The organism is Hymenobacter norwichensis DSM 15439 (assembly GCF_000420705.1).
Taxonomy (GTDB): Bacteria; Bacteroidota; Bacteroidia; order Cytophagales; family Hymenobacteraceae; genus Hymenobacter; species Hymenobacter norwichensis.
Map to the genome: position 1 here is coordinate 384,144 of NZ_ATVL01000009.1, position 14,861 is coordinate 399,004.

Below are 14,861 nucleotides of genomic sequence, written 5' to 3' on the forward strand. Positions count from 1 at the left end.
CCACTCACCGCAACGCCTGAATCCGTAACTTTCGGCAGACTTTGTGCAGGCAGGTCTTACCCACTGCGTTTACTGCGGTGCTTATCTGGTTTTTTGCTTTCCATTGGCTGCGGCCCGTTTCCTCTTATGTTCCGATTCTCGTTGCTATCCGTTGCGCTTGTTTTCTCTGGTTTCTCGGCTCTGGCCGCTCCGCGCTTCGTAGCTCCTCCCGACTCAATCGGGGTGGAGTACCGCAACAATAAAGTCCTCATCAAGCACCGCGTGGCGCCCGGCGAAACGCTCTACGGCTTGTCGCGCCGCTACAAAGTGCCCGTTGACCAAATCGTGGAGGCCAATGCCGGCCAGAAAGGTGCCCTCACCACCGGCCAAATTGTGCTAGTGCCGCGCCAGCGGGCCGTGATGAACACGCCCACCGCTCCCAAAGCCGCGGCTACGTCCAGCGCCGCCAGCCGCCTGCCCACCGATGCCCGCGGCAACCGCCTGCACAAAGTAGTGGCTGGCCAGACGTTGTTTTCCATTGCTCGCCAGTATGGCACCACGCCCCAGGCTCTAGCCCAGCTCAACGGGGTATCCACTAGCTACAACGTCCGCCTCGGCCAGACCATGATTGTGGCGGCTGGTACCCCGCCTGCCCGCCGCGAAACACCTGCTGCCCCTGCTACGCGGGAACCAGTAGTAGCTGCCACACCGGCCCCAACGCAGCCCGCGCCTACTCCGGCGCCAGTGCGTACCGCCCCCCGCCCCGAGCCCGTAGAGAAGCCACAGGAAGCTGCCGTTCCGGCCCCAGAACCCGCCAAGGAAGAGGAGCGGGCCCCCGAACGGGCCAGTGAAATCGTGCGCCGGGTAACGGAAAGCGGCTTGGCTACCAGCATCCCAAACAGCAGCACCGATAAGTACTTGGCGCTGCATAAAACGGCCACCGTGGGTACCATCATGCAAGTACGCAACATCATGAACGGCCAGTCGGTGTACGTGCGCGTAATCGGCGTGCTGCCCAACACTGGCGAAAACAACAATATCCTGGTGCGCCTCTCGCCCCGCGCCGTGCAGCGCCTGGCCACCCCCGACGCCCGCTTCCGGGTGGAAACCAGCTACGTACCGTAAACGAGAATAAAAACGGTCGTCATGCAGAGGCGCAGCCGAAGCATCTCGCTAGTGTAGTAACCTGCTACATCAGCCCGCGAGATGCATCGGCTGCGCCTCTGCATGACGGTCAAATGTTTCTGAAACCATGAATCAAGCCCAAGTCCGGACTGTACTAGAGGAAAATTATATCCGCTACAACCAGCCGGCGTTTATTCTCAACGACCCCATCCAGATTCCGCACCGCTTCACGCTCCGGCAGGACGTGGAAATCAGCGGGCTGTTTGCGGCCCTGCTGGCTTGGGGGCGGCGGCCCACCATCATCAGCAAGTGCCATGAGCTGATGCGCCGCATGGACGACGCGCCTTACCAGTTCATTACCCAGCACCAAGACGAGGACCTAAAGCGCTTGCTGGGCTTCTGCCACCGCACCTTCTGCGACACCGACCTGCTGTATTTCGTGCACTGGCTCCGCTGGTTTTATTCCGGCCACGACACGCTGGAGGACGGTTTTCTGCTGGGCAGCACCCAAAAAGAGCGGCTGGAAAACTTTCACAACCTGTTCTTCAGCCTCGAAGATGCCCCGCAGCGCACCCGCAAGCACGTGGCTACCCCGGCCCGCGGCTCGGCGTGCAAGCGCGTGAACATGTACCTGCGCTGGATGGTCCGCAAAGACGACCAAGGCGTGGACTTTGGCCTGTGGAACCGTCTGCCGATGAGTGAGTTAATTTGTCCTTGCGACGTGCACGTGGAGCGCGTGGCCCGCCGCCTGGGCCTACTGGACCGCAAGCAAGTGGACTGGCTGGCCGCCGAGGACCTCACCGCCCACCTGCGCACCTTCGACCCCCAGGACCCTGTGAAGTACGACTTCGCGCTGTTTGGGCTGGGCGTGGAAGGCGAGATGTAGTGGTAGGTCTGAATGACTGGAACAACGGTTATAAAGCAACATCATTTATTAACTCCGCTGAATCTTTCTCGCCTCCCAGACTGTTTATATTTACATTCCAACCCGAGTACCAACTACCCATTACCGACTACCTGATTTGATTCTTCCTAATAATTTCGAGCAAAAAATTGGCTTCGCGCAGCTGCGCGAAATGCTGGATTCGATGTGTCTGAGTGCGTTGGGCCGCCAGTTTGTGGCCAAGATGAGCTTCCAGACCAAGCACGACCAGTTGGAAAAGCTCCTGCTTCAAACAGACGAATTCCGCGGCCTGCTGCACAGCGGCGCCGATTTTCCGAGCCAGCACTACCACGACGTAAACTCGCAACTGGTGCGGGCTAGCCTGCCCGGCGCTTACCTGGATGTGGCTGCTTTCTTCGCCGTGAAGATGAGCTTGCGCACCATCCGGCAGGCGCTGAACTTCTTCACCCAGGCCGAAGAGGAAATGTATCCCACGTTGCGCCTGCTGGGCATTGGCGTGCAAGTGGACCGCAACCTGCTGGCTGCCCTCGATAAGGTAGTGGACGACGAAGGCGCCGTGCGCGACAACGCCTCACCGCTGCTGAGCCAGATTCGGCAGGAGTTGATTGCCCGTCAGGTGCAGCTGCGCAAGCAGATTGCCGGTATCCTGCGTCACGCCAAAAACGAGGGCTGGATACCCGGCGACGCCGAGCCCACCATCCGGGGTGGCCGTTTGGTACTGCCCATTATTGCCGAGCACAAGCGCCGCGTAAAAGGCCTGATTCACGATGAATCCGCGTCGGGCCAGACGGTCTACATCGAGCCGGAAGCGGTATTCGAGCTGAACAACGACATCAAGGACCTGGAAAACGCCTACCAGCGTGAGCTGATTCGGATTCTGACGGCCCTGACGGATCAACTGCGCCCGCACATTCCGGACTTGCGCAAAGCGTATCAGTACCTGGGGCTGCTGGATTTCATCCGGGCCAAGGCGCGGCTGGCGTTACAGCTGGAAGCTACCTTGCCGGTGCTTAGCGCCCGGCCGCTGGTGCGCTGGAAACAGGTGCGGCACCCGTTGCTGTACCTCACGTTTCAGAAGCACGCCAAAGACGACCCGCGCAAAGTGGTGCCGCTCGATGTGGAGCTGAACTACGAGCAGCGCATTCTGCTGATTTCGGGGCCGAATGCCGGGGGTAAGTCGGTGGCTATGAAGACGGTAGGGCTGGTGCAGTACATGCTGCAATGCGGTCTGCTGATTCCGGCCGGTGAGAATTCCGAGGCCGGTATGTTCGACGACATCTTCCTCGATATCGGCGACGAGCAGAGCTTGGAAAACGACCTGAGTACGTATTCCTCGCACCTGCTCAGCATGAAGCAGTTCGTGACTTTGGCCAACAAACGCAGCCTGATTCTGATTGACGAATTCGGGACGGGTACCGAGCCGAGCTTGGGCGGAGCCATTGCCGAAGCCATTTTGGAACAGCTGAACCGGGCCCGCAGCTTCGGGGTGGTAACCACGCACTACACCAACCTCAAGAATTACGCCGAGCGCACGCCCGGCATCGTGAACGGGGCCATGCGCTACGACCCCGAGCAGTTGCAGCCGCTCTACCGCCTGGAAGTGGGCAAGCCGGGCTCATCGTTTGCCATCGAAATTGCCCGCAAAATCGGTCTGCCCAAGCAGATTGTGGAGCGCGCCACCCAACTGGTTGGTAAAGACAAAATCCGCTACGACCGGCTGCTGGAAGGCTTGGAGAAGGAAAAAACCGACCTCGAAGCCCGTACCGCCGAAGCTGCGAAGCAGGAGCGCCGCCTCAAAAAAGCCGCTCAAGAGTACCAGGACCTCAAGAAGTACCTCGACGAAACCACGCTCGACGTGCTGCGCGACGCCAAGCAGAAAGCCAAAGCGCTGCTCAAGGACACCAACCAGCAGATTGAGGCCACTATCCAGGAAATCCGGTTGGGCCAAGCCGACAAGGAACGCACCAAGGAAGCCCGCGGCAAGCTGGATACGTTTGTGCGCGAGAAGCTGCAAATCGAGCCGCCGAAGCCGAAAGGTACCCGCGAACTAGCCGAAGCTGGCTCCCTGAAACTCGGCGACAAAGTGGCGCTGATTGGGCAGGAAGGCTACGGCGAGCTAATGAGCGTGAAAGGCAAAACGGCCGAGGTGAGCTTTGGCGGCATGAAAACCATCGTCAAGGTCAACCAGCTGGAAAAGCTGACGCGCACCGAAATTCGGGAGCGGGAGAAGGAAGCGGCCCGCAAAGCCCCGGCCCAGTATTCGGGCTTCGACACCACTGGCAAGATGTCGAACTTCAACCCCACGCTGGATTTGCGCGGCGAGCGGGCCGAAGATGCCCTCAACAAGATAATGGCCTACGTGGATGATGCCGTGATGCTGGGCGTGCCGGAAATCAAGTTTCTGCACGGCCGCGGCAACGGCGTACTCCGCCAAGTGGTGCGCGACTACCTGCACCGCACCCGCCAAGTAGCCAGCGTCGCCGACGAGCACGCCGACCGGGGCGGCGACGGCGCGACGGTGGCAATACTGAAGTAACGCATCCAATAATCTATAAAATGACCATGGTAGCGGCTCCTCCATTCTGCTTCGGCAGATGGAGGAGCCGCTTTGTTTGTAGCCCTCGGATTCACTTGCTTTAAAGACTGCTTAGCTTGCCACGCACCTTAAAAGTTTGCGTATGAGTAGGTTGGATAGAGTTGCGGTGTCGGCTTTAGCTGGGGCTTTGCTGGGGGTAACGGGTATAGCCTTGCAGTTTTATCTGGCATTTACTGCGCGGCAGTTGCCGGCAATAGAAACGATAATCCGCTTTTTCAGCTACTTCACCATTCTTACCAACTTGCTGGTAACGGTGTATTTTTTGGTGTGTGCCCTGGCCCCATCCTCACGATTGGGGCAATTTGGAGCGCGGCCAGAAGTTGGTACGGCTGTTACCGTGTACATTTTGGTGGTTGGGGTGGTGTACCAAACGGTGCTACGCGGCCTGGTGCCGTTAAACGAATGGGGGCGGGTGGCCGACAACATCATTCACGGGCTCGTACCTTTGTACACGCTGGGCTACTGGCTTTGGTTTATCTCAACCAAACCAGTGCCGGTACGCACGTTGCCTTACTGGCTGCTATACCCGGCCGCCTACCTGGCTTACACCCTGCTGCATGGCATGGTGGCGCACTTCTACCCCTATCCGTTCGTGGATGCAGGGGCGCTAGGGTATCAGCAGGTGCTGGTGAACAGTTTACTGGTGCTGCTGGTAATTCTGGGCCTGTCTCTGCTGCTGGCTTCGGTAGCGAATTGGCGTCATCGTAAAGGGGCAGCTTCGGCGTAATAGTAGATCAGTTACCACTCTCACTTCTTTTTTCCTCCCTCTTGCACCCACGCAACCGCTTCGCCACCCGCTACGATTTCCCGCTGCTTACCGCGGCCAACCCCGAGCTAACGTCCTTTCTGACGCATACGCCCACCGGCGAAGAAACCGTAGATTTCGCCGATCCGGCCGCCGTGAAGGCCCTCAATAAGGCGCTGCTGAAGCAGTTCTACGGCGTGCAACACTGGGATATTCCGGCCGGCTACCTGTGCCCGCCCGTTCCGGGCCGCGCCGACTACATCCACTACGCCGCCGACCTGCTGGCCACGGTAAACGGCGGAGTAGCACCCCGGGGAAAAGCCGTGCATGTGCTTGATATTGGGGTGGGCGCGAACTGCGTGTACCCCATCATCGGAACGCAGGAATACAACTGGCGCTTTGTAGGAGCCGATATCGACCCGGTAGCTATTCGGGTGGCCAAGCACATGGTGGCCGCCAACCCGCCACTAACCGGCCGCATCGACCTGCGGCTGCAACCCCACGCTACCGATATTTTCGAGGGGATTGTGAAGCCGCGGGAAGAGTTCGACCTGACGGTGTGCAACCCGCCGTTTCATGCTTCGGCGGCGGAAGCAGCGGCCAGCAACCAGCGCAAAAACCGCAACCTTGGGCACAATCAGGTACTTGAGCCTTCGCCAAACTTTGGGGGCAAAAACACCGAGTTGTGGTACGAAGGGGGCGAAGAGGCTTTCGTGCGCCTCATGGTAGAACAAAGCGTGCCACTGGCCTCGCGGGTGCTGTGGTTCACGTCGCTTATCTCGAAAAAGGAAACCCTGCCTAGCGCCTACCATTTCCTCAAGCAAGCCGGCGCCCTCGATGTGCAAACCATCCCGATGAGCCAGGGCCAGAAAGTGAGCCGCCTGGTCGCTTGGACGTTCCAAGACGAGGCGCAGCAACAGGCGTGGCGGGCGCGGCGGTGGCAGCCGCGCGAAGCTCCCGTGCCACCCAGGAGCGAGTAGCGCACCCGTTCCTGCCCACTTTGTATAGGGCTGCCGGTTCTGTTTGGGCGGGTTGGCGGAGGCTTGAAGTTATTTTATCCTCGATACAACTATTTCTGCTAGCCGGATCACTTTGCTATGCCCGGTCGGGTAGCTGTGCGCATTGCTGCAACTACTCGGGCGGGATCCTACTTTCCTATCCTTTCCCGCTTATTATCCCGTCCAATGAAAAAGTATTTTCTCGCCCTGTTGGTAGCCCCTTTGCTGTTGGGCAGTTGCGTAAAATCCACTGAAAACGACCCCGCTCCGGAGCCAGAAGCCAAAGAATACGCAGTGGAGTACGAGGTTTCAGCGCTCAACTCAGCGGAGGTGCAGGTAGATTACCGCATTGCCAATGGTGGGGTGGTTACGGAGAAGAAGGTGCAGTTGCCCAAAACCTACTCATTTAAGCGCACCATGAAACACCTCGATGTGGTCAGTGTAGGTGCCTTCTTCATCAGCGACGAAGACCCCGCAACGCTTACCTGCACCATCAAGCTCGATGGCGTTCCAGTTGCCACCCGTACTATCACCGGCCACGATATGTTTAACACTATTAGTTATATGATTCCGTAGTTCTTCTTACCCAGCTTTTCAACGGTATTGCTACCGACTAATAAGTTGAAAATCTGTTAAGGAAGATTAGGCTAGAAGCCAAAAAGCGCCACCCCATTGGAAACGGGCGTGGCGCTTTTCTGTAGGCTTATTTCGCTCTGGCTGAGAAGAAACCCCGCCAGAATGCACTTCTACATAATGTTCACCTCGGGGTGGAGCTCAATACCGAACTTTTCGCGCACCGAGGCAATGATTTCATAGGCTAAATCCCGGATGTCCTGGCCTTGCGCGCCGCCGTGGTTGACGAGCACCAGCGCCTGCCGGTCGTGCACGCCGTGGGGGCCGCGGCGGTGGCCTTTCCAGCCGCTTTGCTCGATCAGCCAGGCGGCGGGCACTTTCACGCCGCCGGGTACGGGGTAGCCGGGCACCTCGGGGTATTGAGCTTTCAGCTCGTCGAACTTATGCTGCGAGACTTCCGGATTTTTGAAGAACGAGCCCGCGTTGCCGATTTCGGCAGGGTCGGGGAGTTTGCTGCGCCGGATGTGCACCACGGCCTCGCTCACATGGCGCGGCGTCGGGTCGCCCTCAATGCCGAGGTCTTGCAGGGTGGTTTGGATGGCGCCGTAGCTAACGTTGGGCTGGGCTCGGCGGTGCAACCGCAGCACCACGCTAGTCACGATGTACTGGTTTTTGAGTGGGCCTTTGAACACACTTTCGCGGTAGCCAAACCCGCACTCTTCCATCGAAAACGTGCGCAGCCGGCCGGTAGCCGTTTCCAGCGCCTCCAGTTCCTCAAACGTGTCTTTCAGCTCCGCTCCATAGGCCCCAATGTTCTGCAACGGCGCCGCGCCCACCGTACCCGGTATCAACGACAGGTTCTCAATGCCGCTCAAATCCTGGTCTAGCGCGTACTGCACCATGCCGTGCCAACTCTCGCCGGCCCCGGCCCGCACCAGCGCCGTATCCTCATCCTGGCTGATGATTTCCAGCCCCCGGATTTCGTTTTTCAGCACCACGCCGTCGAAGTCTTTGGTGAACAATAGGTTGGAGCCACTGCCCAGAATCAACTGCTCAGCCTGCTGCACTTCGGGCAGCGCCAGCAGCGCCCGCAACTCGTCTACCGACTGGAAGCGGGCGAATAGCCGGGCTTTAACTTCAATGCCAAAAGTGTGGTAAGGGCGAAGAGAAACGTTGTGTTCGAGCATACGGCAAAGATAAGCCACACGGAACCTTACCCCTAGAAAAAGGCTATTGGCTGTTGGTTTTGTTGAAAGAGGGATTGCCAGGCAAAGCCACCAGCCATTAGCCAGCAGCTTAAATAAAGACTACCGCACCCGGTAACCGCTCAGCGAGTAATACAACAGATATGCGTAGCACAACATAGGCACGGTGAAAGCCACCCGGAGCCCGCCGCCGTGGGTTGCCAGCCAGCCCATGAGCGGCGGGATGATGGCGCCGCCCACAATGGCCATGACCAGGTACGACGAGCCTTGCTTGGTGAAGCGCCCGAGGCCGGTAATAGCCAGCGGGAAGATAACCGGCCACATAATGGAGTTCATCAGGCCGCACAGTACAATCAGCCACAGCGCCGTTTCGCCGCTGCTTAGGATGGAAGCGCCCACCAGCGTTACGCCAGCCGCGCACACTGCTACAAGCAAAGCCCGGTTGTGGAACTTGAGCAGCAGCGGAATCCCGATGACGCGCCCCACCAACGACCCAAACCAGTACGATGACACCAGCACCGCACCCACGGCTTTCGTGAAGCCCGCCGAAGTATCAATAGGGGCGGGGCTTTGCCCGAACAGCGTAATGGCGTAGTTGGTAGCCACGTTCAGGCCGCGCACCAAGCTTTGGGTGAAGGCGGAAAGCTGCTGAATCCCCTGGGCTTCGCCGTAGCGAATGAGGAACGAGCCCAGCCCAACTTCCACGCCCACGTACACGAAAATAGCCACGATGCCGAGTGCTAGGTGGGGGAATTGTAGGGCGCTGGTGCGGCGCACGATTCGCAGGTGGCCTTCCTCGTCCCACTCTGCGCCGCGGGTTTCTTCCTCCACGGGCAGGCTCTCGATTTCCGGCAGCTTCACCACGAAAAAGAACAGCCCCGCCAGCACCACCAGAAACGCCGCCAGCCCCAAATACGGCGCCTTCACCAGCTGCGATTCTTCGCCGAGCCGCTGGGCCAATGGCAGCGCCGCCAGCCGGGCCTTGAGGGCCACCGAGCCGCCAAACAGCACCAGCCCGCCCACCAGCGGCGACAACGCGCCCCCGAAGTTGTTGGCCACGCCCACAATGCTCACCCGCGCCGCCGCCGACCGGGCTGGCCCCAGCACGCTCACGTAGGGGTTGGCGGCCACTTGCAGCAGCGTAATACCCGCGCCCAGCACCGCCAGCGCCGTCAGGAACAGCCCGAACTCCCGAGTGTTGGCGGCCGGCACGAACAGCAGCGCCCCCACCGCCATAATGAGCAGCCCCGCCACAATGCCGCGCTGATACCCCAGCCGCTTCAGCACCCAGCCCGCCGGCAGCGACATCAGGAAGTACGCCCCGAAAAACGCCGATTGCACCGCCGACGACTGCAAGTCCGTGAGTTGGCACACGTCCTTGAGGTAGGGCATGAGCACATCGTTGAAGTTAGTAACCGCCCCGAACAGGAAGAACAGGGCCGTCATGGCCACCATGGGCAGCGCGTAGCTGCGGGCCGGAGCGGTGGTAGCGGGGGGAGGGGAGGTGGTTAGAGGAGTAGCCATACCGGCAAAATAGGCAGGAAAAAGAAAAGCTGGCCTTTGGGCCAGCTAAGAGGGAGAATTGTTATGGCTGTTTTATTAGTATGTATGGTTGCCGCTAACGGGCAGGGCTTTGTGCAGGTTGGGTATTAGAATTCCGTCTGCCCAGAACCACTGCCGCTTGAAAATATAAGGTTGAAGTTAAGTACAAAAGTTCAGCAATGTACGTCCTGCCCGAACAATAGCTGAACAGAATTACAAAAGCTCATTGTTATTCCGTCTGCCCAACTTGCACAAAACCCAATGTTGGTGGCAGTTTTATTTTATAATCTTATGTCCATAGATATAAATATAATTAGAATCTGTAGACAATTTAATGTAAGGTAAGATTGGTTTGAGTTGTTCAAATAATTTATCCCTATTGCCCCAAACGTATAAAATAAAACTGTCTCCATTAGTGCTATTATCAGTAACTAGATGTATTGTAAAATCATCTTCAAACTTAATCGTAACGGTATTAGGGTTAACATGGTCAATACCTGATGCTGTTTTAATATGCTTATACCCAAGAGAAGAAAAAATGTTGGTAAGATTGACGGCTGCCACAGATAAATCCTTATTAGCCGTTGATGAAATTATCTTTTGTCCTTCTTCATCAGATATTTCTGTCTTTAAAGGTTTATTGCTAACAGTATTACTGCTTTTAAAATCGGACTTTTCACTTTGTATTGCGCCTCCCTCCTTTTGCACATTGCTGCTAACTACACGGCTGGTTTGCGAATGTCCGCTTTGCTTGTAAAATGCATTTAATTCATTAATTGCATTTTGAAGCGCAATGAAATTTTCATCATTTGCACCAAAGTCATATAAGAAAAGACCAGGGTTTAGTGATTTATCCCTATCTGCAAAAAACAACAGGTATTTTCCTTGGCTGTTTCTTTTTTCTGGTTTTAAGTTTATAAACTTTTCTCCAAACAAGTACCCTGTATATATAACATCTTCGCTATCATCAATATGGACATATAAATTGTGTGGCTCCATTTGACCCCAACCTTTATTAGGGAGATTTTGTACCATAAACTTAAATATAGTAGAGTTATCTGATTTAATAAAATCATAAAAACTGCCAGACATAAGATTTTGTTTTAAATTATTAACAATAATATTTTCTAATTCTTCAACAGTCCTGTTATTGTTTTGTTCGTTTAGTGGCTGTTTGGTAACCGTTTTTGTTTTATCAAAATTGTCACAGTTGTATTTTGGCTTTATTTTGCAAAGTCCGCAAACATCTAACGTTCTATCATCACATCCTCGGAAAGGGCCTGAACCATCTACCTCATTTTCATCTAAAAACCTCACATACCCCACCATAACTCTCAGCGCATCGGGATTCTTGACAGAAACCCACATCAGACCATCGTCTGTTGTATTTGGCTTCATTTCATTTCTATACTGCCCTCCGTTTACCGAAGCGTACTCTCTAATTTCCTCGATAGTACTTTTTGCCACATAACTGAAAGCAATTCTCTTATTGTAATTGTTTCTAAATTGAATATATCTTGATACTCCATATTTTGAAGGTTTATCACTCAGTACACGAATTCTAAATTGCAAACCCTTAAAACAAGCGCAAGTTGTCCATGGGCCCCAGTCTTTGCTATTTTGTCCAAATGCAATTGTTACTTGAAATAAGATTGCGAAAATCAAAATTATCTTTTTCATGAGTTGCTATGTTATCAAAGTGGCTTTTGCAAAATTGCCACCAACATTTGTATTCCCGAAGGTCAGCGTGCTCGTGAGCTTCGGGAAGCGGCGCTATGTGCGCAACAAACCTTCGGGAAGCATGCCAATGGTAGCCGGATTGCCGCAACTACCAGCGGCAGCAAGATAATAAATTATATATATTAAATATTATTTTTTTGGCGCTACTACCGGGGCGAAAGAAGTTACCTACGCATAGCCCGCCAACATTCCCGACCTTTGCGGCTTCACCTCACTACTGCCCCGCTTGGCCCACTCGCGCCGCTCCGTTCTGCACTACTGCCACACTCGTACGTAGTGGACTGGCAGGATAAAAAGTAGAGTAACCAGAGTAGTTTGTGTGCGTGTTGTTGCTTTGATTTACAGCGGAAACTGCTTGCGCAGCGCCTGATATGCGGGGGCGTCGTCGAGGCTGGTGAGGCTCTCGAACATGCTAATGAAGGTGCGGACCAGTTCCGGGTCGGTGGTTTGCATGGCGCGGGCGTCGGCTACCCGGTCGAGGTTATACTGGCCCAGGAACACGACCAGGGCCCGAAATGGCTCGTGGCTCTCGGCGTTGAAGCGAATGAAAAGTTGCAGCGGGAGTACGGGCAACGTACGGTGCAGCGGCAGACCAGCTGCTTTTTGCTCACGGTGCTCGGAGAGGCTTGCAAAGGTTTCTTGCAGCTGATGAAGCGTGGCCAGGTGTTGTGCGCGGTGCTCGTCCCAGGTTTCGGCCGTGATGGGCGCCTCGGGGTGAAACTGCTGCCATACGCCCTGCACGTAGTGATGAAACAGGCCATTCTGGTCTTGGGTAGGCGGGAAAGCTTCGGGCGTTTCGTCGGCGGCCAGGGTGGCCAGGTAGAACTCCCGGGCGTCGCGGGCGCGCTCCAGCAACAGGTCGTGGATCTGGTTGGTGAGGGCACTCAGCTCCCGTTGGTTGAGGGGCGGCTGGTGGTGGCGGGCGTAAAACGTGCCAATAGCGGCCGAATCGGTCATTATTGCCAGATATTCGCTGTTTTCGGCTTCAACCAGAAACTTCCGCACTTCCATCATAATGGGCTGAAAGCCCTTGTACAACTCCCGAGTGGCGTCGCTGATGGTGGTAACGGCACTCTTGATCTGCTCTTCCACCGCGTTGCTTCTCTCCACCAGGTGGCGGGTTTCCTGCGCCATTTTCTGCATCTGGTGCAGCGCCTTATCGGCGTTACGGGAGGCGTCGTCGGCGGCTTTCCAGCTTTGGAAAGCCACGAACAAGCCCAGAAACGAAGCGACGCTGCCAATAATTGAATAGTGTCCACTCACCGCGTCTGCAGCGGTCAGTCCAAGTACTATCAAACTCAGGAACAGAATCAGGTAGAACAGGGAATTTTTGTTGGGGTCGAAGAGAAAAGAGCTGCGGGGCATAACGACGAATAGGGAGGAGTAGCTTAACACGGCCTTGCGGGTGGCTAGGTTGTGGCCGCCGGGGTGCTTGCGTGAACTTTCACCTGGCAACGAAGCCTGCTCCCCACAGCAGAGCCGGCTTCCCGGAAGTTCTGCCGACCTTTGCGGCTTCACCTCACTACTGCCCCCGCATGGCTCACTCTCGCCGCTCCGCCCCGTTCTACATGACCGCCACCACCCAGTTTGGCCTGGAAGAAGTGCTGGCCGAAGAGCTGCACGACCTCGGGGCCACCATCGAAAAAGTGGGCCAGCGGGCCGTGGAGTTCAGCGGCGACATGCAGCTCTGCTACGAAGCCAACCTCTGGTGCCGCACCGCCATCCGCATCCTGCGGCCCTTCGCTGGCTTCTACGCCCCCGACGAGAAAACGCTCTACCGCGAAACCGGCCGCATCAACTGGGCCGACTACATCCGCCCCGACCAGACGTTTGCCATTACGGCCGTCGTGAACCGGTCCAATCTGGAGCACTCCCTGTTCGTGGCCCAGCTCACCAAAGATGCCATTGTAGACCAGTTCCGGAACCGCACCGGTGAGCGGCCCAGCGTGGACGTGAAGAATCCCGATATCCGGCTGCACCTGCACATGATTGAGAATGAGGTGGTACTGAGCCTCGATTCCAGCGGCGAGTCGCTGCACCGGCGCGGCTATCGCCAGCAAACCAACGTGGCCCCGCTCAACGAAATCTTGGCCGCTGGCATCCTGCTGCTCGCCGATTGGGACGGCCGCAAAACCCTCGTGGACCCCATGTGTGGCTCGGGCACCATCCTCACCGAAGCCGCCCTCATCAGCCAGCGGATTGCGCCCGGCCTCTACCACCAAGGCAAGTTTAGCTTCGAGAACTGGCCCGATTTCGACCAAGCCCTGTGGGATTCCGTGCGCCTCGACGCCGAGCAAGCCCGCCTCGATGAGCCCCAGGCCCTCATCGTCGGGTCGGATATTTCGCCCGAGTACATCGACTTGGCTCGCGAAAACGTATCGGCGGCGGGCCTGGAGGATTTCGTGCGCCTCGCCGTGCGCGACGTGAAGGACGCCGCCGCGCCCAAAGGCGAGCCTGGTATCGTGATGATGAACCCGCCCTATGGTGAGCGAATCGGGGAGGAAACGGAGATGGATGCCCTCTACAAAACCATCGGCGACACGCTCAAATCCGGCTTTCCGGGCTACGATGCCTACATCTTCACCGGCAACCTGGAAGCAGCCAAGCGGGTGGGCCTCAAAGCCTCGCGCCGCATTCCACTCTTCAACGGCCCCATTGATTGCCGCCTGCTGAAATATGAGCTGTACCAGGGCAGCCGCCGGGCCAAATCAGTGGAGTAGTATGTGAGGTGTAGTGGAGCTAAAAAGAAGTGCCGTCGCAGTTATCAGGGCACCTATCATCGGTTTCTACTACCGTGCATTGCCGCTGAACCATATTTGTTTTAACGTATGTGCCATCCATGTCCTTGAGCTTGCCCGAAGCTCCTGGGCCTTTTTCCACTCCTACTATGATGAACCGCGGCTTGTAAGGAGGGGTCTTGCTGGCATATGCTGGGTAGATGCGCAACCCGATACAACCCGGTTGCTTTAGAATCGAGTCGATAACTTCCCGGTTGAGGTAGTATAGCTTAGGGTCTTCGTAAGTGGGTAGCTTGGTACCAGGAAAATGGATGTCCGCATAGTTCTTGGTTAGATTTTTGAGCGCGGCCTTATCACCTGGGTTGGTATGACGCTTGCCGCCAGGATGGTCTGGAGGAGTGCGGCCCAGCGCACCAACTGTCTGGGCCGCTACATGAGTTGTGGCCGATGGGTTAGAGGTGCAGTAGGCAATGCAGAGGCCTAAAGCAAGGAGCATAGAAGGAGTGAACCTAAAAAAGCGAGTTTTCATGTGGCTATTTATCTGACAAGCAGTGGCAATTCCTCTATGTCCTCACACACTAACCCCTGCCTGGTTGGTGAATTGTTAGCAAATATTAATGATTAAATATCAATTAAAACACATAAATATTAATATTTATTAATACTATTCATCCCTCAGATTTACCAAGGTTCTGTCCCTGCCGAATAACAGAGCA

12 protein-coding genes are annotated in these 14,861 nt (G+C 56.1%); 7 read left to right on the forward strand and 5 right to left on the reverse strand.

Annotated features, from left to right (window positions below):
• The first annotated feature begins 126 nt into the window (after positions 1-126).
• The 6 genes from G536_RS32900 to G536_RS0116520 all read left to right on the forward strand — a co-directional run bounded on the left by G536_RS32900 (position 127) and on the right by G536_RS0116520 (position 6,923).
• On the forward strand, positions 127-1,104 hold the full coding sequence (locus tag G536_RS32900; protein WP_022824706.1) for a LysM peptidoglycan-binding domain-containing protein: 978 nt from the start codon (positions 127-129) through the stop codon (positions 1,102-1,104).
• A 127-nt stretch (positions 1,105-1,231) separates the two neighbouring features.
• The gene (locus G536_RS0116500; protein ID WP_022824707.1) at positions 1,232-1,990 is read left to right on the forward strand and encodes a TIGR02757 family protein; all 759 of its coding nucleotides are present in this window, start codon (positions 1,232-1,234) and stop codon (positions 1,988-1,990) included.
• Positions 1,991-2,126: 136 nt separating this feature from the next.
• Complete coding sequence (locus G536_RS0116505) at positions 2,127-4,544, forward strand: endonuclease MutS2 (RefSeq protein ID WP_022824708.1); 2,418 nt, start codon at positions 2,127-2,129, stop codon at positions 4,542-4,544.
• Positions 4,545-4,686: 142 nt separating this feature from the next.
• On the forward strand, positions 4,687-5,331 hold the full coding sequence (locus G536_RS28395; RefSeq protein WP_071837742.1) for a Pr6Pr family membrane protein: 645 nt from the start codon (positions 4,687-4,689) through the stop codon (positions 5,329-5,331).
• Between the two features lie 41 nt (positions 5,332-5,372).
• Positions 5,373-6,329 carry a 23S rRNA (adenine(1618)-N(6))-methyltransferase RlmF gene (gene rlmF / locus G536_RS28400; RefSeq protein ID WP_022824710.1) on the forward strand — a complete coding sequence of 319 codons (957 nt, stop codon included), beginning with the start codon at positions 5,373-5,375 and terminating at the stop codon, positions 6,327-6,329.
• Positions 6,330-6,533: 204 nt separating this feature from the next.
• Positions 6,534-6,923 carry a hypothetical protein gene (locus G536_RS0116520; RefSeq protein ID WP_022824711.1) on the forward strand — a complete coding sequence of 130 codons (390 nt, stop codon included), beginning with the start codon at positions 6,534-6,536 and terminating at the stop codon, positions 6,921-6,923.
• Positions 6,924-7,093: 170 nt separating this feature from the next.
• Here G536_RS0116520 and murB read toward each other — a convergent pair whose 3' ends face one another.
• The 4 genes from murB to G536_RS0116540 form a co-directional block, all read right to left on the reverse strand.
• A complete protein-coding gene (gene murB, locus G536_RS0116525; RefSeq protein ID WP_033370372.1) occupies positions 7,094-8,107 on the reverse strand; it encodes a UDP-N-acetylmuramate dehydrogenase in 1,014 nt (337 codons plus the stop codon).
• Between the two features lie 120 nt (positions 8,108-8,227).
• On the reverse strand, positions 8,228-9,649 hold the full coding sequence (locus tag G536_RS0116530) for a sugar MFS transporter (protein WP_026880288.1): 1,422 nt from the start codon (positions 9,647-9,649) through the stop codon (positions 8,228-8,230).
• Between the two features lie 294 nt (positions 9,650-9,943).
• Entirely contained in the window at positions 9,944-11,347 is a 1,404-nt protein-coding gene (locus G536_RS0116535; RefSeq protein WP_022824712.1) for a thrombospondin type-1 domain-containing protein, read from the reverse strand.
• Positions 11,348-11,746: 399 nt separating this feature from the next.
• Entirely contained in the window at positions 11,747-12,772 is a 1,026-nt protein-coding gene (locus G536_RS0116540) for a hypothetical protein (protein ID WP_157530693.1), read from the reverse strand.
• 170 nt (positions 12,773-12,942) lie between these two features.
• Here G536_RS0116540 and G536_RS0116545 point away from each other — a divergent pair, with 170 nt between their 5' ends.
• Positions 12,943-14,127, forward strand: coding sequence for a THUMP domain-containing class I SAM-dependent RNA methyltransferase (locus G536_RS0116545; protein ID WP_022824714.1), 1,185 nt, complete (start codon positions 12,943-12,945; stop codon positions 14,125-14,127).
• Between the two features lie 19 nt (positions 14,128-14,146).
• On the opposite strand, the gene G536_RS0116550 is transcribed toward G536_RS0116545, so the two are convergent.
• Positions 14,147-14,641 (reverse strand): hypothetical protein, encoded by a 495-nt coding sequence (locus G536_RS0116550; protein WP_022824715.1) that lies wholly within the window; start codon positions 14,639-14,641, stop codon positions 14,147-14,149.
• Positions 14,642-14,861: the final 220 nt, after the last annotated feature.